At 60.7% G+C, this 17,814-nt stretch carries 16 protein-coding genes; 13 read left to right on the top strand and 3 right to left on the bottom strand.

Features of this window, described 5'->3' with window-relative positions; all coding sequences use genetic code 11:
• The first annotated feature begins 76 nt into the window (after positions 1–76).
• The 10 genes from ACI514_RS12970 to ACI514_RS12925 all read left to right on the top strand — a co-directional run bounded on the left by ACI514_RS12970 (position 77) and on the right by ACI514_RS12925 (position 12,124).
• Entirely contained in the window at positions 77–1,714 is a 1,638-nt protein-coding gene (locus ACI514_RS12970; RefSeq protein ID WP_160057516.1) for an ABC transporter substrate-binding protein, read from the top strand.
• Positions 1,715–1,759: 45 nt separating this feature from the next.
• Complete coding sequence (locus tag ACI514_RS12965) at positions 1,760–2,716, top strand: ABC transporter permease (RefSeq protein ID WP_077572462.1); 957 nt, start codon at positions 1,760–1,762, stop codon at positions 2,714–2,716.
• Positions 2,713–3,588 (top strand): ABC transporter permease, encoded by an 876-nt coding sequence (locus ACI514_RS12960; protein WP_016987772.1) that lies wholly within the window; start codon positions 2,713–2,715, stop codon positions 3,586–3,588. Before ACI514_RS12965 ends, ACI514_RS12960 begins: the two co-directional genes overlap by 4 nt.
• A 1-nt stretch (position 3,589) precedes the next feature.
• Positions 3,590–5,431 carry an ABC transporter ATP-binding protein gene (locus tag ACI514_RS12955; protein WP_405123992.1) on the top strand — a complete coding sequence of 614 codons (1,842 nt, stop codon included), beginning with the start codon at positions 3,590–3,592 and terminating at the stop codon, positions 5,429–5,431.
• Positions 5,428–5,736 carry a (2Fe-2S)-binding protein gene (locus tag ACI514_RS12950; RefSeq protein WP_160057519.1) on the top strand — a complete coding sequence of 103 codons (309 nt, stop codon included), beginning with the start codon at positions 5,428–5,430 and terminating at the stop codon, positions 5,734–5,736. The genes ACI514_RS12955 and ACI514_RS12950 overlap by 4 nt, the downstream gene beginning before the upstream one ends.
• Positions 5,718–7,094, top strand: a complete 1,377-nt coding sequence (locus tag ACI514_RS12945; protein WP_405123991.1) for an FAD-dependent oxidoreductase — start codon at positions 5,718–5,720, stop codon at positions 7,092–7,094. Before ACI514_RS12950 ends, ACI514_RS12945 begins: the two co-directional genes overlap by 19 nt.
• Positions 7,091–8,245, top strand: a complete 1,155-nt coding sequence (locus ACI514_RS12940; protein WP_405123990.1) for an NAD(P)/FAD-dependent oxidoreductase — start codon at positions 7,091–7,093, stop codon at positions 8,243–8,245. Before ACI514_RS12945 ends, ACI514_RS12940 begins: the two co-directional genes overlap by 4 nt.
• On the top strand, positions 8,242–9,399 hold the full coding sequence (gene argE, locus ACI514_RS12935) for an acetylornithine deacetylase (RefSeq protein WP_405123989.1): 1,158 nt from the start codon (positions 8,242–8,244) through the stop codon (positions 9,397–9,399). The genes ACI514_RS12940 and argE overlap by 4 nt, the downstream gene beginning before the upstream one ends.
• A gap of 161 nt (positions 9,400–9,560) precedes the next feature.
• Positions 9,561–11,018, top strand: coding sequence for an NAD-dependent succinate-semialdehyde dehydrogenase (locus tag ACI514_RS12930; RefSeq protein WP_405123988.1), 1,458 nt, complete (start codon positions 9,561–9,563; stop codon positions 11,016–11,018).
• Between the two features lie 26 nt (positions 11,019–11,044).
• Positions 11,045–12,124 (top strand): tartrate dehydrogenase, encoded by a 1,080-nt coding sequence (locus ACI514_RS12925; RefSeq protein WP_016987779.1) that lies wholly within the window; start codon positions 11,045–11,047, stop codon positions 12,122–12,124.
• Positions 12,125–12,242: 118 nt separating this feature from the next.
• On the opposite strand, the gene ACI514_RS12920 is transcribed toward ACI514_RS12925, so the two are convergent.
• Positions 12,243–13,169, bottom strand: coding sequence for a 2-hydroxyacid dehydrogenase (locus ACI514_RS12920; protein ID WP_405123987.1), 927 nt, complete (start codon positions 13,167–13,169; stop codon positions 12,243–12,245).
• A 271-nt stretch (positions 13,170–13,440) separates the two neighbouring features.
• Here ACI514_RS12920 and gabT point away from each other — a divergent pair, with 271 nt between their 5' ends.
• The 3 genes from gabT (at position 13,441) to ACI514_RS12905 (ending at position 16,018) form a co-directional block, all read left to right on the top strand.
• Positions 13,441–14,733, top strand: coding sequence for a 4-aminobutyrate--2-oxoglutarate transaminase (gene gabT / locus ACI514_RS12915; RefSeq protein ID WP_405123986.1), 1,293 nt, complete (start codon positions 13,441–13,443; stop codon positions 14,731–14,733).
• A 95-nt stretch (positions 14,734–14,828) separates the two neighbouring features.
• On the top strand, positions 14,829–15,485 hold the full coding sequence (locus ACI514_RS12910) for a 2-haloalkanoic acid dehalogenase (protein WP_123594368.1): 657 nt from the start codon (positions 14,829–14,831) through the stop codon (positions 15,483–15,485).
• A 44-nt stretch (positions 15,486–15,529) separates the two neighbouring features.
• Positions 15,530–16,018, top strand: a complete 489-nt coding sequence (locus ACI514_RS12905) for an Lrp/AsnC family transcriptional regulator (RefSeq protein ID WP_016987783.1) — start codon at positions 15,530–15,532, stop codon at positions 16,016–16,018.
• Between the two features lie 33 nt (positions 16,019–16,051).
• On the opposite strand, the gene ACI514_RS12900 is transcribed toward ACI514_RS12905, so the two are convergent.
• Positions 16,052–16,975: a LysR family transcriptional regulator gene (locus ACI514_RS12900; RefSeq protein WP_405123985.1), complete on the bottom strand. Its 924-nt coding sequence runs from the start codon at positions 16,973–16,975 to the stop codon at positions 16,052–16,054.
• 93 nt (positions 16,976–17,068) lie between these two features.
• The gene (locus tag ACI514_RS12895; protein WP_405123984.1) at positions 17,069–17,779 is read right to left on the bottom strand and encodes an SDR family NAD(P)-dependent oxidoreductase; all 711 of its coding nucleotides are present in this window, start codon (positions 17,777–17,779) and stop codon (positions 17,069–17,071) included.
• Positions 17,780–17,814 lie beyond the last annotated feature (35 nt).

Here is a 17,814-nt window from a genome sequence, read left to right as displayed (position 1 = left end):
ACCGTCGTTTGCGTTTCAGGACGTTCCGGTCAACCGGAACACTCGAGCCTTCTCATCTTCGACAGGTAGCACTGATATGACTGACAACAAGAACGACTCACCCCTGATCTCCGGCGAAGAAAGCCTGCGGGTTTTCGAGGGCCTCAATCGTGGCATGTCACGCCGTCATGCTCTGCAAATGCTCGGTGTCGCGGGGGTTGCCGCGGCGGGCGCCAGCAGCCTGTTTGGCGCCGCGGGCAAGCTGTTCGCCGATGAAACGGCAACACCGGGCAAAGGCAAACCGGGCGGGCGCATTCGTGTCGCCGGGATGTCCAGTTCCACGGCGGACACCCTCGACCCGGCCAAAGGCGCGTTGTCCACCGACTATGTGCGCCATTACATGTTCTACAACGGCCTGACCCGATTCGACTCGCATCTGGTGCCACAGCTGGAACTGGCCGAGCGTATCGACAACACCGACGCCACCGTGTGGACCATCACCCTGCGCAAAGACGTGACCTTCCACAACGGCAAGACCCTGAGCGCCGCCGACGTGGTGTTTTCGTTGTCGCGACACAAGGACCCGCTCACCGGTTCGAAAGTCATGCCGCTGATGGAGCAGTTCGTCGAGATCAAGGCTACCGGCACCAACGAAGTACAGATCCGCCTGAGCGCCCCCAACGCAGAGCTGCCGTCGATTCTCGCGGTGTCGCACCTGCTGATCGTTCCCGAAGGCACCACCGACTTCAATCAGGGCATCGGCACCGGGCCGTTCAAGGTCAAGGAATTCAAACCGGGCGTGCGTTCGGTGGCTGCGCGCAACACCGGTTACTGGAAACCAGGCCTGCCGTACCTCGACGAAATCGAGTTCATCGCCATTGGTGACGAACCGTCGCGGGTCAACGCGCTGCTTTCCGGCGACGTACACATGATCAACGAGGTCAATCCGCGTTCTACCACCCGGATCAAAGCCAGTGCCAAGCATCGGGTCGTTGATGCGCCTTCGGGCAACTACACTGATTTGATCATTCGTCAGGATCAGATGCCCGGCAAAAGCGCCGAATTCACCCAGGCGATGAAGTATCTGCTCGACCGCGAGCAGGTCAAATCGGCGGTGTTCCGTGGCTTTGCCGTGGTCGGCAACGACCATCCGATTGCGCCGGGTTCGCGCTATTACAACGCCGACCTGCCACAAACCGTCTATGACCCGGAAAAAGCCCGGTTCCTGCTGAAGAAAGCCGGGATGGAAAACATCAGCATGCCGCTGGTCGCATCGCCGGCCGCCACCGGTTCAGTGGATATCGCGGTGCTGTTGCAGCAATCGGCGAAACAGGCCGGGCTGAAACTCGACGTCAACCGTCTGCCGAGCGACGGCTATTGGTCCAACCACTGGATGAAGCACCCGCTGAGCTTCGGCAACATCAACCCGCGGCCGAACGCCGACGTGATGTTCTCGCAGTTCTTCCAGTCGAAAGCGCCGTGGAACGAGTCCGGTTGGCAGAACGATCAGTTCGACCAATTGCTGATGCTCGCCCGCGCCGAAACCGACGACGCCAAGCGCAGCAAGATGTACGCCGATATGCAAACGCTGGTGCACGACCACAGCGGCATCGGCGTGCCGGTATTCATCAGCAACATCGATGGCGTTGACCAACGCATCAAAGGCTACAGCAGCAATCCGCTGGGCGGCTTCATGGGTTACATGTTCGCCGAGCAGGTCTGGCTGGACGCTTGATAAGCCGTCGGTTTGAGCGGCAGTAACAGTGCAGGAGGACAGGCGATGAACAGCAACACCTTGTGGTTGATCGGTAGGCGCATGGGCGCCGCGATCGTGACGTTGTTGATTGTGTCCATGGTCGTGTTCGCGATCACGGCGGTATTGCCGGGCGACGCCGCGCAACAATCGCTGGGGCAGTTCGCCACGCCGGAGCAGGTCGCGGCGTTGCGCCTGAAACTGGGACTCGATCAGCCCGGCGTGTTGCGCTATTTGCACTGGCTGATGAACTTGCTCAGTGGCGACATGGGCCTGTCGGTTTCCAACGCCATGCCGGTGGGTGAGCTGATGGCCGGGCGCGTCCCCAACACCTTGATGCTGGCCGGCGCAACCGCACTGGTTTCGGTACCGGTGGCGCTGATTCTGGGCATCGGTTCGGCGATGGGTAGGGGCGGGCGACTCGACAGCCTGTTGAGCTTTTTTACCCTGGCCATGGTCGCCGTTCCGGAGTTTCTGGTGGCGACCCTGGCGGTGCTGATCTTCGCGGTAAACCTGGGTTGGTTATCGGCGCTGTCCTATGCCAGCGACATCACTTCACCGTGGCAATTCATGCGCACTTACGCGTTGCCGGTGATGACCCTGTGTTGCGTGATCGTCGCGCAAATGGCCCGCATGACCCGCGCAGCGGTGATCGATCAACTCGACAGTCCTTACGTGGAAATGGCCCGGCTCAAAGGGGTCAGCCCGATTCGTATCGTACTGCGGCACGCCTTGCCCAACGCGATCGGGCCGATTGCCAACGCCATCGCCCTGAGCCTTTCCTACCTGCTGGGCGGGGTGGTCATCGTCGAGACCATCTTCAACTATCCCGGTATCGCCAGCCTGATGGTCGATGCCGTGACCAACCGTGACATGGCACTGGTTCAGGCCTGCACCATGTTGTTCTGTACAGCGTACCTGGGGCTGGTGCTGCTCGCCGACCTGTGCGCCATTCTGTCCAACCCGAGGCTGCGAAACCAATGAACAATCTCATTGTGAAATCGACGCCTTCAGCGCCCGACCTGTCGGTGGGCAAGGTGTCCCATGGCCCGGCCTGGCTGGGTCTGATCGGTGCTGCAATGTGCCTTCTGTGGTTGCTGGTGGCAATGTTCGGCCCGTGGCTGGCACCCCATCCGGTGGGCGAAGTGGTGTCGGACAATGTCTTTGACAGCATCAGTGCCCTGTACCCGTTCGGCACGGATTATCTGGGCCGTGACATGCTCAGCCGCGTGCTCGTCGGCGCCCGCTTCACGGTGGGCCTGGCGTTGATTGCGGCGATATTGGCCAGTGGCCTGGGCACCAGTTGCGCGCTGCTGTCGGTGGTGTCGCCAAAATGGCTGGACGAAGTGATCAGTCGCCTGATGGACGCGTTCATCTCGATCCCGAGCAAGATGCTCGCGCTGATCATGGTCTCGGCGTTTGGTTCGTCGGTGATGTTGCTGGTATGCACCGCCGTGCTGAGCTTCGCTCCCGGGGCCTTTCGCATTGCCCGCAGCATGGCAGTGAACATCGAGGCTCTGGAGTACGTACAAGTGGCGCGTACCCGTGGCGAACGGCGCCTGTACATTGCCTGTGTGGAAATCCTGCCGAACATGCTCAACCCGGTGCTGACCGATCTGGGCCTGCGCTTCGGCTTTATTGTGTTGCTGCTCAGTGGCATGAGCTTCCTGGGCCTGGGCGTGCAACCACCCGACGCCGACCTTGGCTCGCTGGTGCGCGAAAATATCGGTGGACTCAATCAGGGCGCGCCGGCCATCGTCATTCCGGCACTGGCAATCGGCACCCTGACCATTGGCGTGAATCTGTTTATCGACAGGCTGTCGTCTCGCCGCAGTCGCCGTTCGGGAGGTCATTGAAATGAGCCAATTGATTCGAGTCGAAGACTTGCGGGTGGTCGCGTGTGGCGAGCGCGGTGAAAGCGAAATCGTCAAAGGCGTGAGTTTCGCTCTGGAAAAAGGCGAAGTATTGGCGCTGATCGGTGAGTCCGGGTCGGGCAAAACCACCATCGCCCTGGCCTTGCTCGGGTACGCCCGGCGTGGCTGCCGGTTGTCCGGCGGAGTGGTGCAGGTCGGTGAGCACGACATGCTGGCCCTCAGCGAAAAAGAACTGCAAAAACTGCGCGGCAACCGTGTGTCGTACATCGCGCAAAGCGCGGCGGCCGCGTTCAATCCGGCAAAAAGACTGCTCGATCAAGTGGTGGAGGGCGCATTGATTCACGGTTTGGGCACCCGTGCGGTGCTCGAAGCCAAAGCCATCGCGTTGTTTCGCGACCTCGCATTACCGAACCCTGAGCGCATCGGCCAAAGTTATCCGCATCAGGTGTCGGGCGGGCAATTGCAGCGGGTGATGGCGGCGATGGCGCTGATCAGCGATCCGTTGCTGGTGGTCCTCGATGAACCGACCACCGCCCTCGATGTGACCACCCAGATCGACGTGTTGCGTGCCTTCAAACGGGTGGTTCGCGAACGAGGTGCGACCGCTGTCTACGTGTCCCACGATCTGGCGGTGGTGGCGCAAATGGCTGACCAGATTGTGGTGCTCAATGGCGGCCAGATATTCGAACAGAGCGCTACCGCGCCGTTGTTGAAGGGGCCGTCCCATGAATACACCCGCAGCCTGTTGGCCGCCGCGCGCCCGGACACCTCGATCCGGCCACCCTGCGGCATTGCTGAAAAGCAACCGCTGCTGACCATCAAAGGCCTGACCGCAGGCTACGGCAACAAGAACACGCACGGCATGCCGGCGATCCGCGTATTGGAAGACATTGATCTGACCGTGCGTCGCGGGCAGGCAATCGGCGTGATCGGTGAGTCCGGTTCCGGCAAGTCGACGCTGGCGCGGGTGGTGGCGGGGTTGCTGTGTCCGGCGCTGGGCGGGTTGACCTTCGATGGTCAGCCACTCGGCGGCTGCCTGTCCGAGCGCACCGATGAGCAGTTCCGACGGATACAGATGGTCTTTCAAAACGCCGATACCGCGCTTAACCCGATGCACAGTGTCAGCACCATCCTCGGTCGGCCGCTGAAAATGTATTTCGGCCTCAAAGGCGCGGCGTTGCACGAACGAATCGGCGAACTGCTCGATCTGGTGCGTTTGCCCCGAACCCTGGCCGAACGTCGGCCGAATGAACTGTCCGGCGGGCAAAAACAACGGGTCAACCTGGCGCGTGCGCTGGCGGCAAAACCGGACTTGATCCTGTGCGATGAAGTGACCTCGGCACTGGACACGGTGGTGGGTGCGGCGATTCTCGAACTGTTGCGCGATCTGCGTCAGGAGCTGGGTGTTTCGTACCTGTTTATCAGTCACGACATCTCCACCGTGCGCGCGCTGTGCGATGACATTGTGGTGATGTACAGCGGCCACAAAGTTCAGGCCGGGACGCGTCAGGCATTTGCCCAGCCGCCGTTTCACCCCTACACCGACTTGCTGATTCATTCTGTCCCGGAACTGCGCCAGGGCTGGCTGGAGAATTGCGGCACGACGTGTGGGGAACTGCCGCCGGTGGGGGCCAGATCCGACGAACCAGAACTGTGTACGTTCCTCGACCGCTGTCCGGTGCGGGTCGATGGCCTGTGCAATCGCAGCGCGCCTGCGCGTCGCAACATTGACGGCGGCAGTGAAATTCTCTGTCACCACGACAGCATCGAACTGCTGAAAACCCAGCGCGATGTCATCAATCTGAGTCAGGGAGCCTATGCATGAGCGGGCGTTTTGTAAGGCTGGCCGAACAGGGGCGACCTAGCGTCAACCTGACGGTGGATGGTGCGCAGGTGCAAGCGTTGCAGGGTGACACGTTGATGGTTGCCTTACTGACTCACGGCAATGCCTTGCGTCAATCGGAGTTTGATTCAGGTCGACGCGCCGGGTTTTGCCTGATGGGCGCCTGCCAGGATTGCTGGGTCTGGACGCGCAGCGGCGAGCGTTTGCGCGCCTGTTCCAATGAAGTGCGTGAAGGCCTGGACATTGTCACCACGCAACCGGAGGCAAAATGGCCATTGCACGCATAGTCATTGTCGGCGCCGGGCCTGCGGGCATTCGTTGTGCCGAAACGCTGGTGGCGGCCGGTTTCAAACCGACGCTGATCGATGAAAATCGCCGCGACGGCGGACAAATCTATCGTCGCCAGCCCGAGGGATTCACCCGCAATTACGCCACGCTGTACGGCAGCGAAGCGCATAAGGCGCAAGACCTGCATGAGAGCTTTGATCGCCTGCGCGAGCGGATCGACTATCGTCCGGACACCCTGGTGTGGAACCTCACGCCGGGACAATTGTGCTGCGTCAGTCAGGGCCGGCACTCGACGCTGGATTACGACGCGTTGCTGCTCTGCACGGGCGCCACTGACCGGCTGATGCCGATTGAAGGCTGGCAACTGGCGGGCACTTACAGCCTTGGCGGGGCGCAGATTGCGCTCAAGTCGCAAGCGGTGTCGATTGGTCGCAGCGTTGTGTTCATGGGCAGCGGGCCGTTGCTGTATCTGGTGGCCAGTCAGTATGTGAAAGCCGGGGCGACGGTAGCTGCGGTGCTGGACACCTCGCCGCTGCACAAGCGCATCGGCGCACTGCCGAAATTGCTCGCGCGCCCCGGCGTGCTGTTGACCGGGATGAAATTGTTGGCGCAGTTGTATCGGGCAAAGATACCGGTGCACCTCGGCGTCGAGCCGTTGCAGGTCCTGGGTGATGCAGCCAGCGGTGTCAGCGGCGTGCGGATACGCACCGGTAAAGGTGAAACGCTGAGTCTGGATTGCGACGCCGTGGCGCTGGGTTATCACTTGCGTCCGGAAACTCAGCTGGCGGATCTGGCGGGATGCCGGATGGCGTTTGACCAGGCGTCCGGCCAGTGGTGGCTGGCGGTCGACGAAGCGGGGCGCACGTCGGTCAGCGGTGTCTACTCTGCCGGCGACGGCGCGAAAATTCGCGGTGCCGATGCGGCTGAGCACGCCGGGCGACTGGTGGCCATGGCCTTGCTGGAAGATTTGAACCAACCGGTAAACGCCGGTCTGCGTGAGCAACAACGGCAGGCGCTGGTGGTGATGGATCAGTTTCGTCTTGGCCTGGCGCAAGCCTTTCCCTGGCCTGCGCAGCAAGCCGCGGCGTTGCCGGACGCTGCCATTGTCTGTCGGTGCGAAATGATCAGCGCCGGTGAACTGCGCCGCACTGTCAGCGAGAAGGGCGCCTGTGAGGTCAACCGTGCCAAAGCATTCAGCCGGGTCGGCATGGGCCGCTGTCAGGGCCGTTATTGTTCCCAGGCCGGGGCCGAGGTGATCGCGGCAGCGGCGGGTGTCAGCGTGCAGCAGGTCGGTCGACAACGCGGCCAGGCGCCGGTCAAACCGCTTTCGATGTTCACCGAGGAGGTGTCGCCATGACTGTTGAAAAAGCTGATGTGGTGATTGTCGGCGGTGGCTTGATGGGCTCGGCGGCAGCGTTTTTCCTGCGTCGTCGCGGGCACTCGGTGATCCTGCTTGAGCGTGACCAGATCGGCCAGTACGCCAGCGGTGTCAACTTCGGCAACGTCCGTCGTCAGGGCCGCTATCTGGGGCAACTGGAACTGGCCAACCGTTCATGGGCATTGTGGAAGCGCTTGCCGGAACTGATCGATGACGACCTGGAGTTCATCGCCAGCGGGCACATGCGCGTGTGTTATCGCGACGACGAAATTGCCGAACTGGAGGCGTATGCCAACGCGCCGGAAGCGGCGCAACTGGATCTGCAAATCTACCGTGGCAAAGCGTTGCATGAGCGCTTTCCCTTCCTCGGCCCGGACGTCAAGGGCGGCTCTTACGCTCCGCACGATGGTCACGCCAATCCACGCCTGGCGGCACCGGCCTTTGCCCGGGCAGCACGGCGTCTGGGGGCGCGGATCGAAGAACAGACTGAAGTGGCCGAAGTGCAAAAGGTTGCTGGCGATTTTCGCGTCAGCACCACCGATGGCCGCCAGTTCAGCGCGGCGCAGTTGTTGATTACTGCCGGTGCGTGGGGGCAGAAGCTGTCACAACAGTTCGGCGAACCGGTGCCGCTGGACACCCACGGCCCGCAAATGGCCGTGACCGAGCCGGTGCCTTACGCGTTGCCGACGGTGATTGGCGTTTACACCAAAATCGCCGAGGAAGTGATCTATTTTCGGCAGATTCCGCGCGGCAACATCGTCATTGGTGGCGGCTACCGCAGCAAGCCGGACATGCTCAATCGCCGCGCCTATTTCGAGCCGCGCAGCCTGCTCAATCAGATGGAACAGATGCGGCGCCTGCTGCCAGGTGTCGGCAATCTGAACATCATCCGCGTCTGGAGTGGCATTGAAGGTTATCTGCCAGACTCCTTGCCGATCATGGGACCGAGCGGCACGGTTGACGGTTTGTTCTATGCCTTCGGGTTCTGCGGTCACGGCTTCCAGCTCGGCCCTGGCGTGGGTGACGTCATGGCCGAACTGATCAGCACCGGCAGCACCAGCACCTCGATTGAACCGTTCTCCATCCGCCGGTTCGCCACCCTGACCGAGCAACGGAGCAAAGCCTCATGAAGCCGCGCGTACTGGAGATTCTCAAGCGTTTGTTGGCGTTCGATACAGTCTCTTCGGAGTCGAACATGGCCCTGATTGACTACGTCCGCGAATTGCTGCTGAGCAAGGGCATCGAGTCGCTGATCGTCAAAGACCAAACCGGCAGGAAAGCCAATCTGTTCGCCAGCACCGGCCCGCAAGGCTTGCCGGGTATCCTGCTGTCCGGGCACACCGACGTCGTGCCGGCGGCAGGGCAGGCGTGGACGCTTGAGCCGTTTCAGGCGACGCTGCAGGACGGGCGAATTTACGGGCGCGGCAGTTGCGACATGAAAGGGTTCATTGCCTTGGCCATCGACGCGATGCTCGACGCTGCCGACCATTCGCTGAACCGGCCTTTGCAACTGGCATTGTCCCACGACGAAGAAACCGGCTGCGTCGGTGTGCGGCGCTTGCTCGACGTTTTGCATCTGGCCCCGGTGCGCCCGTTTCTGTGCCTGATTGGCGAGCCGACCAACATGCAGTTCGTACTCGGGCACAAGGGCAAGGGCTCCTATCGCACCTACTGTCGTGGCCTGGAAGCGCATTCCTCACTGGCGCCTCGCTCGGTCAATGCGATTCACGTGGCTTGCGACTTTATCGCCGCACTGCGCGACAGTCAGCGCCAATTGCAGGAGCAGGGCGCCCAGGATACGGATTACGACGTGCCTTACACCACGGTGCATGTTGGTCAGATTGGTGGCGGGCGCGCCCTGAACATCGTGCCCAATCTCTGCACTCTGGACTTCGAGGTGCGCAACTTGCCGGCCGATGATCTGGACCAGTTTCTCGCGCAGATGCAGGAGCGCGCCGAGCTGATCGTACGCGAGGCGCGTTTACTGTCGAGCGTCGCCGCCATCGAGATCGAAACGCTGAACGTCTATCCCGGGCTCGACACGCATCCAAGCATCGAAGCCGTGCGCTTTCTGAAAAACTTCGCCGCGCCGGATACCGGTGTGTCCAAGGTGTCTTTTGGCACGGAAGGCGGTTTGTTCAAGCAGCGTCTGGATGTGCCGGTGGTGGTGTGCGGGCCGGGTTCGATCGAGCAGGCGCACAAGCCGGATGAGTTTATCGAGGTCAGTCAGATGGAGGCCGGGGAACGCTTTCTTCAGGGTTTGCTGGGGTCGCTGAAACAATGACGGTGCCTGTAGGTGCGAGCCAGCTCGCGCCTACAGGGTTTTGTGTTGATCTGCTGTTGCGGCGAAAATTTCAGCATCCGACGCCGTCCTCAAAGCGCTTTCAGCATCCTCCCCCGTAGTACCTCCCTAGACTGGAGCATGTCTCGAATCAGGACTCGACCATGCTCAAGAATCGTTTGAAAGACTCCAGCCTTTTGGCAGAACTCGCTTATATAAACGGGCAGTGGATCGGCGCCGATGACGCCGCGACCCTCGACGTTATTGATCCGGCCAGCGGTCAGTTGCTTGCCCGGGTGCCGGCCATGCAAGGCGCGGAGACCCGCCGCGCCATCGAGGCCGCCGACAAGGCCTGGCCCGCCTGGCGTGCGCGCCCGGCCGCCGAACGCGCCACTTTGCTTGAGCGTTGGTATCAGGCCATGGTCGACAACCTCGATGATCTGGCACTGATCATGACCTGCGAACAGGGCAAGCCGCTGAACGAGGCCAAAGGCGAAATCCGCTACGGTGCCGGGTTCGTCAAGTGGTTCGCTGAAGAGGCCCGCCGTGTCTACGGCGAAACCATGCCGGCACCTGGCGGCGACCGTCGGCTGCTGACCTTGAAACAACCGGTCGGCGTCTGCGCGGCGATCACGCCGTGGAACTTCCCCAATGCGATGATCACCCGAAAATGCGCGCCGGCGCTGGCGGCGGGTTGCCCGATCATTGTCAAACCGTCGGATCTCACACCGCTGTCGGCGCTGGCGCTGGCGATATTGGCAGAACGTGTCGGTATTCCGGCCGGTGTGTTCAATGTGGTGACCGGAATGCCCGCCGGCATTGGTGAAGAGCTGACTGGCAACCCGACAGTTCGCAAGATCTCCTTTACCGGCTCGACCCCTGTAGGCCGTTTGCTGATGCGCCAGAGCGCCGAGCACATCAAGCGCTTGAGTCTGGAGTTGGGCGGTAACGCGCCCTTCATTGTCTTCGATGACGCCGATCTGGAGCAGGCCGTGGCCGGGGTCATGCTCAGCAAATTTCGCAATGCCGGCCAGACTTGCGTGTGTGCCAACCGCATCCTTGTGCAAAACGGCATCTATGAACGCTTCGCTCAGCGACTGGTGGAAGAGGTCGGCAAGCTCAAGGTTGGTAATGGCCTGGAAGCTGATGTCACGATTGGCCCGCTGATCAACCCGGCCGCAGTAAGCAAAGTCGCGCGGCACATTGACGATGCGCTGACCCAGGGCGCGCGTTTGCTCTGTGGCGGCATGCCTGATGCCAGCAGCCAGTTCGTGCAACCCACCGTTCTGGGCGATGCCCATGCCGGCATGCTGCTGGCCAACGAAGAAACCTTCGGCCCGGTGGCGCCGTTGATGCGGTTTGACAATGAGGCACAAGCCCTCGCTCTGGCCAATGCCACGCCGTATGGCTTGGGTGCCTACTATTTCACCCAGGATCTGCGCCGCTCCTGGCGGTTCGGCGAAGCGCTGGAGTTCGGCATGGTCGGCCTTAATACCGGAATCATCTCCATGGATGTCGCGCCGTTCGGCGGTATCAAGCAATCGGGGCTGGGCCGCGAGGGCAGCAAGTACGGCCTGGATGAATACCTTGAAGTCAAAGCCTTCCACATCGGCGGGCTGTAATTCACGTGCATGGGGAGGCAGGTTCAATGAGCAAGGCATTCAAGATCGCCGCGATTGCCGGCGACGGCATTGGCAAGGAAGTGTTGCCCGAAGGTTTGCGTGTGCTGGAGAAGGCTGCGAAAAAATGGCAGTTGGACTTGAACATTGAAGTTCTTGAATGGGCCAACTGCGATTACTACCTGGAGCATGGGCAGATGATGCCCGATGACTGGTTTGAGCAGCTCAAGGGCTTCGACGCGATTTATTTCGGCGCGGTCGGCTGGCCGGACAAGGTGCCCGATCACATTTCGTTGTGGGGATCACTGCTGAAGTTTCGCCGTGATTTCGACCAATACGTGAATATCCGTCCGGTGCGTCTGTTTCCCGGTGTCCCGTGCCCGCTGGCCGGGCGCGAACCGGGCGACATCGACTTCGTGGTGATCCGCGAGAACACGGAGGGCGAGTATTCCTCGGTAGGCGGAAAAATGTTCGAAGGCACCGAGCATGAGTTCGTGCTGCAAGAGTCAGTGTTCACCCGTCGCGGTGTCGACCGAATTCTGAAATTTGCCTTCGATCTGGCCCAGACCCGTCCGCGCCAGCGTCTGACGGCGGCGACCAAGTCCAACGGCATTTCCATCAGCATGCCCTACTGGGACGAGCGCACCGCGTTGATGGCGGCGAACTACCCGCAAGTTACCTGGGACAAGCAACACATCGATATCCTCTGCGCACGGTTCGTCTTGCAACCGGATCGATTTGATGTGGTCGTGGCCTCGAATCTGTTTGGCGACATCCTGTCCGACCTGGGGCCGGCATGTGCCGGAACCATCGGCATTGCGCCTTCGGCCAACCTCGATCCTGAGCGGCGTTTTCCCTCGTTGTTCGAACCGGTGCATGGTTCGGCGCCGGATATCTACGGGCAGAACATTGCCAATCCGATTGCGATGATCTGGTCCGGTGCGTTGATGCTCGATTTTCTCGGCAACGGTGATGAGCGTTATCGGGCCGCGCATGACGGGATATTGCGGGCAATCGAGCAGGTGATTGCCGACGGCCCGATTACCCCGGATCTCGGCGGAAAAGGCGCGACGCAAGACGTCGGTAAAGCCATCGCCGACATCCTTTAAGCCCACGTCAATCAGCCTGGGGAAGCGAGCCTGCTCGCGAAAGCGGTGTCAGCCCGGAGACGATCAACTGACGATGCGCATTCGTGAGCAGGCTCGCACACCTGGGTTATCGATGTTTTCAGTAACCCTGCTGGCGGTCGATCTGGCCCGTCATTGGCTCCCCGCGCTGAAACCGGCGAATGTTTTCCAGCAACACTGCAAATGCGCTTTGCGGTTGCGTCATCGCCGCAATGTGCGGCGTCAGCAGAATCTTTGGATGCGCCCAGAACGGATGATCCGCCGGTGCTGGTTCTTCTTGTAATACATCAAGCACCGCGCCACTGAGCTGTCCGCTGTCCAGTGCTTGCAACAGATCGCTTTCCACCAGATGCCCACCACGGCCCATATTGATCAGCGCCGCACCGTGCGGCAGTTGCCGGAACACGTCACGATCAAGAATGCCTTGGGTCTGTTCGGTCAGCGGTAACACGCACAGGAGAATGTCGCACTGGCTGAGAAACGCCGACAGTTGCGCGTCACCCGCGAAGCAATCCACGCCGGCAATTTGATGGCGGCTGCGCGCCCAGCCTTTCAACGCGAACCCCAGCGGCTGCAACGTCGCCAGAATCTGTTGCGCCTGCGCACCGAGCCCCATTACCCCGACCCGCCGCGTGTGCGCCGGTTGCAGCATATGCGCCTGCCAGCAACGCGCGATTTGTTGCTGACGGTAACGCAACATGTCGCGGTGCAGGCAGAGCACGGCGAAACTGGCGTATTCGCACATGCCACGGGTGATGCCGGGATCAAGCAGGCGCACCACCGGCAGGCTGGGTGGAAGGCGGCTCAGATCGAGTTGATCGACACCGGCCGACAGCGCGAACAACACTTTCAGGTTTGGCAACACCGCAGCCAGATCGTCCGGCGCTTGCCACGCAGCCAGGTAATCAATGTCGGCCGGATCGCCGATATCTGGCCAGGCGCGCCATTCGATGTCCGGGGCGTGTTCGGCGAACAACGCTTGCCACTGTTCGCCGCGTACCGGGTCAGCTTTATAAAGCAGGGCCATGAGCAATTCCTGAAAGGGGTAGGTGCTTTCATGATCGCGCAATGCCGGCGCAGGATCTGTCGAAAGCGTCAGTGCAAACGGTCTGCGTCACGCTCGATGAACGTGACGGCGGCAGATTCGGCGGGCTGAAGGAATCTGCCGTTTGGCAGGGTCAAAACAGTCGATCCGAATTTCTCAGGGGGGAAGTTCGGCGTAGTTCGTTTCGCGCAAGCCTTAATCTGAACACCATCGCAACCACCTCCAGGTTGCCGGTCTCACGATGGGAAATGCCATGAATAGCAAAGTCGACGACACCCCTCATTTGCTCCGTCAGCGCGATCAATTCGTGCCGCGTGGCCTGGTTACCGCTCACCCATTGGTGATTGATCGCGGCCAGGGCGCCGAGTTGTGGGACGTGGACGGCAAGCGCTACCTGGATTTTGTCGGCGGCATCGGCGTGTTGAACATTGGTCACAACCATCCCAAGGTGGTGGCGGCGGTGCAGCAGCAATTGCACAAGATTTCGCACGCCTGTTTCCAGGTGGTCGCCTATCAACCTTATCTGGATCTGGCCCAGCGCCTGTGTGAAATGATCGGCGGCCAGCAAGCCTATAAGGCCGCGTTCTTCACCTCCGGCGCCGAAGCGGTCGAGAACGCAGTGAAAATCGCCAGGGCTCACACCGGCCGTTCGGCGGTGATTGCCTTTCGTGGCGGCTTCCATGGTCGTACCTTGCTGGGCACCACGCTGACCGGCATGAGCCAGCCTTACAAACAGAACTTCGGCCCGTTTGCACCGGAGGTTTTTCACACGCCTTACCCGAATGCCTATCGCGGCCTGACCAGTGACATGGCGCTCAAGGCCCTCGAGGAACTGTTCGCAACGCAAGTGGCGCCTGAGCGGGTGGCTGCCATCATCATCGAACCCGTGCAAGGCGACGGCGGCTTTCTTGCGGCACCGGCCGAGTTCCTCCAGGCCCTGCGCGCGCTGACCGAAAAGCACGGCATCGTGCTGATTCTCGATGAAATCCAGACGGGGTTCGGCCGCACGGGCAAATGGTTCGGTTTCCAGCACGCGGGCATCCAGCCTGATCTGGTAACCGTGGCGAAAAGTCTGGCCGGTGGTTTGCCGCTGTCGGGGGTGGTCGGTAAAGCGGCCATCATGGACGCGCCGTTGCCCGGAGGTCTGGGTGGCACTTACGGCGGCAACGCGTTGTCATGCGCAGCTGCGCTGGCGGTGATCGAGGCCTTTGAAGAGGAGCAGTTGCTGGCACGCGGCGAGGCGCTGGGCGAGCGCTTGCGTCACGGTTTGTTGCAGTTGCAGAGCTGTTACGCGCAAATCGGCGACGTGCGCGGTACCGGTTTCATGCTGGCGATCGAGTTGATCAAGCCTGACGACGCGCGTACACCCGATGCGGATCTGAATCAGCGCTTGATCGATGAGGCGCGCAAGGGCGGCTTGCTGGTGATCAAGTGCGGTGTGCACCGCAATGTTCTGCGTTTTCTCGCGCCACTGGTGGCCACGCCGACGCAGATCGACGAAGCCTTGCAGATTCTCGAAAGCGCCTTGGCACGCGTCTTGAACTGAGTGCCTGTGCGCTCGCGGCGGTGCGCCAGCGCATCGCTTGTGAGCATTTGTGGAGCATGGACGGATGGAATGCATCATTGGAGGCTTCGCACGCCATGGGACTGATTGATTATCGAGCGTTGCTCATTGATTGCGATGAAGCGCTGGTCGACCGCGACTCGGGGGTCTGGACGGCATTGCTACCGCTGCTGGTCAGTCGGGGTGGTCATCCGGACAAGGATCAGGTTCTGGCTGAATACCGTGAAGTGCTGCATGCGCTGTATCCGCGTTTCGCTGAGCTAGGCTTCAGTGGCATGTTGTGTTTCGCCCATCGTCAACTCGCCGAACGCTGGGGCTTGAATGCCAGTTGGGAGGAGGGCATGAGCTTTGCCCGGTCGGTGGCGGCATGGTCATTGTTCGAAGACGCGCCAGGTGCGATGTTGTACCTGCGCAAGTTCTACCGCCTGCTGGTCCAGGGTGACCGCGATGCCGAAGATCGTGGCCCGCTGTGCGAGCGTTTGGGGATCAATGCCGACGACTTCATTTCATTGGCTGACGCACCGTTGCAGGACGCCAATTGGCTGAGCGCCAACGCACTGGTACCGGGCGATATTCTCCATATCACGCGCGCAGGTGCGCGCCGAGGGTCGGAGAATGACGTGTGCCTGATCAGTCGTGATCGGGGCAGGCAACCCACGCCCTGCTCAGCGCAATACTGCATCAACAGCATGGCGGACCTGGTGACTCAGCATCAGCTGTCATTACGGCGCTGATTTTGCTAGAAGATTGTCCTACAAATGGCAGTCAGAGGTATGCAATGGAAGGGATAGTAAAACTGGACCGGATCGACATCAGCATTCTGGTCGAGTTGCAGAAGGATGGCCGCATGACCAACGTCAGCCTGGCCGATGCCGTCGGGCTGTCGGCCAGTCCGTGTCTGCAACGGGTCAAGCGACTGGAATCAGCGGGTTATATTTCCAGCTACAAAGCGCACCTGAATCTGGCGAAGATCACCGACTCGGTCACGGTGTTTACCGAAATCACCTTGAGCGATCACAAACGCGAGGATTTCGCCAAATTCGAATCGAATATTCGTTTGGTCGACGAAGTGCTTGAATGTCATCTGATCAGCGGCGGCTACGATTATCTGGTGCGCTTCATGACCCGCAGCATCCAGCATTATCAGGAAGTGATCGAAAGCTTGCTGGACAAAAATATCGGCATTTCCAAGTACTTCAGTTACATCGTCATCAAGTCGCCCGTACTCAAGGATGGCGTGCCGCTGCGCAAATTGCTGCGGCATTGAACTGCAGTGACTGCCACCGCGTGGACTTCAGCGCTAAGCCCCGGCCCACTCATCACGAAACTGCAGCAGAAAATCGACAAACGCCCTGACCCGTTGCGGCACATAGCGGCCGTGCGGGTAGAGCAAGGTGTAAGGTCGCGAACGCCCGGCGTAAGGCTGTAGCACCTCAACGAGGCTGCCGTCGGCCAGCTCCTTTTCGACGATGAACTTGTACGTCTGGAAGACCCCCGCGCCGTGTTGGGCCAGGGTGACGCCGCCAAGCACATCGTCTGAGCAGGAGTAGCCTCCCTCGGAAATCACTTCCCGATCATCGCCGTTTTCCTGGAACAGCCAAGATATTCGCCGTCCGCTGCTCGGCAGTTCGAACTGAATGCATTCGTGTTGCACCAGATCCTCAAGCGTCTGCGGTACGCCAGCCTTTTTCAGATAGTCGGGAGAGGCGACCACCACCAGTTTTGCATCCTCCAGCAGGCGCGCGACCATGGTCGAATCCGGTTGGGCGCGGACGCGGATTGCCAGATCGTAGCCTTCGCCGACAAAGTCGATATTGCGGTTGCCCAAGTGGATGTCGACGGTGACGTCGGGGTAGAGCGCGCGGAATTTTGGCAGCAGCGGCAGGATACGGTGATGCCCATAAGTGGTGGGCAGGCTGATGCGCAACAGCCCTGAGGGTGACGTCTGTGCGCCCATGACTTCCTGTTGCGCTTCGACCAGTTGCGTCAGCGCCTGGCTGCACTGGACGAAAAAGTTTCTGCCAGCTTCGGTCAAGCGAATGCTGCGCGTGGTTCGCGCAAACAGGCGCGATCCCAAGCGCTGTTCCAGACGCAGAATCGACCGGCTCACGGCGGCCGGCGTTACACCCGCAAGCTGGGCGGCAGCGGTGAAACTGCCGGCTTCAGCGGCGAGGCAGAACAGTTCGATACTGCCCAGTTGCAAGTCATCAAAGTGGCGCTTCATGTGAGTACACCGAGGATCAACTGACATTTCATCCTCCGCCTTATCTCATGAAGCGGCACCGCCGGTACACACCGGCAGTGCTGTGCGGCGGTTTCAGTGGCCAGCGCTCTGACCACCGTCGACATGGAGGATTTCGCCGGTGACGAAGTTCGCGTTGTCCAGATAAAGGATCGCTTGCACGATGTCGTCGATTTCGCCCATATGACCAACCGGATGCAGGCTACCGAGGGCGGCGTGGGTTTCTTCGCCGTGCATCGGTGTCTTGATGATGCCCGGCGACACCGCGTTGACCCGAATGCCGCGCTTGGCGTACTCGATGGCCAGGGATTTGGTCGCCGCGTTGATGCCACCCTTGGTCAGCGAAGCGAGCACCGACGGTACGCCGTCAATCGCGTGGTCGACCAGACTGGTGGTAACGCTGACGATGTGGCCGCTGGCATTTTTCTCCATTTCGGCAATGGCCAATTGCGAGATGTGGAAAAAGCCGCTCATGTTGGTCGCCACTACTTGTGCGTAGTCTTCTTTGCTGTATTCGGTGAAGGGCTTGGCGACGAAAATCCCGGCGTTATTCACCAGCGTGTCGATACGACCGAAGCGTGCAACGGCTTCGCGGATCACCCGTTCGGCGGTTTGCGGGTCGGCAATGTCACCGGCGACGGCGAGAATGTCCGGGTCAGTGGAAGGCTTGATCGAGCGCGAGGTCGCGACAACCTGATAGCCGCGCTCACGGAATCCCTTGACCAGACCTGCGCCAATGCCTTGCGAGGCGCCGGTAATCACTACAACTTTCTTGGACGTGCTCATGATGTTTCCTCATGCAATCTGGATGGTTTGAATAA

This window comes from Pseudomonas sp. M20, assembly GCF_045037865.1.
GTDB lineage: Bacteria > Pseudomonadota > Gammaproteobacteria > Pseudomonadales > Pseudomonadaceae > Aquipseudomonas.
This window is presented reverse-complemented; position numbering and strand designations above follow the sequence as displayed.

Coding starts and splice junctions, on each gene's coding strand:
- ACI514_RS12970 (WP_160057516.1), top strand. CDS start 77: ATGACTGACAACAAGAACGACTCACCCCTGATCTCCGGCGAAGAAAGC.
- ACI514_RS12965 (WP_077572462.1), top strand. CDS start 1,760: ATGAACAGCAACACCTTGTGGTTGATCGGTAGGCGCATGGGCGCCGCG.
- ACI514_RS12960 (WP_016987772.1), top strand. CDS start 2,713: ATGAACAATCTCATTGTGAAATCGACGCCTTCAGCGCCCGACCTGTCG.
- ACI514_RS12955 (WP_405123992.1), top strand. CDS start 3,590: ATGAGCCAATTGATTCGAGTCGAAGACTTGCGGGTGGTCGCGTGTGGC.
- ACI514_RS12950 (WP_160057519.1), top strand. CDS start 5,428: ATGAGCGGGCGTTTTGTAAGGCTGGCCGAACAGGGGCGACCTAGCGTC.
- ACI514_RS12945 (WP_405123991.1), top strand. CDS start 5,718: ATGGCCATTGCACGCATAGTCATTGTCGGCGCCGGGCCTGCGGGCATT.
- ACI514_RS12940 (WP_405123990.1), top strand. CDS start 7,091: ATGACTGTTGAAAAAGCTGATGTGGTGATTGTCGGCGGTGGCTTGATG.
- argE (WP_405123989.1), top strand. CDS start 8,242: ATGAAGCCGCGCGTACTGGAGATTCTCAAGCGTTTGTTGGCGTTCGAT.
- ACI514_RS12930 (WP_405123988.1), top strand. CDS start 9,561: ATGCTCAAGAATCGTTTGAAAGACTCCAGCCTTTTGGCAGAACTCGCT.
- ACI514_RS12925 (WP_016987779.1), top strand. CDS start 11,045: ATGAGCAAGGCATTCAAGATCGCCGCGATTGCCGGCGACGGCATTGGC.
- ACI514_RS12920 (WP_405123987.1), bottom strand. CDS start 13,169: ATGGCCCTGCTTTATAAAGCTGACCCGGTACGCGGCGAACAGTGGCAA.
- gabT (WP_405123986.1), top strand. CDS start 13,441: ATGAATAGCAAAGTCGACGACACCCCTCATTTGCTCCGTCAGCGCGAT.
- ACI514_RS12910 (WP_123594368.1), top strand. CDS start 14,829: ATGGGACTGATTGATTATCGAGCGTTGCTCATTGATTGCGATGAAGCG.
- ACI514_RS12905 (WP_016987783.1), top strand. CDS start 15,530: ATGGAAGGGATAGTAAAACTGGACCGGATCGACATCAGCATTCTGGTC.
- ACI514_RS12900 (WP_405123985.1), bottom strand. CDS start 16,975: ATGAAGCGCCACTTTGATGACTTGCAACTGGGCAGTATCGAACTGTTC.
- ACI514_RS12895 (WP_405123984.1), bottom strand. CDS start 17,779: ATGAGCACGTCCAAGAAAGTTGTAGTGATTACCGGCGCCTCGCAAGGC.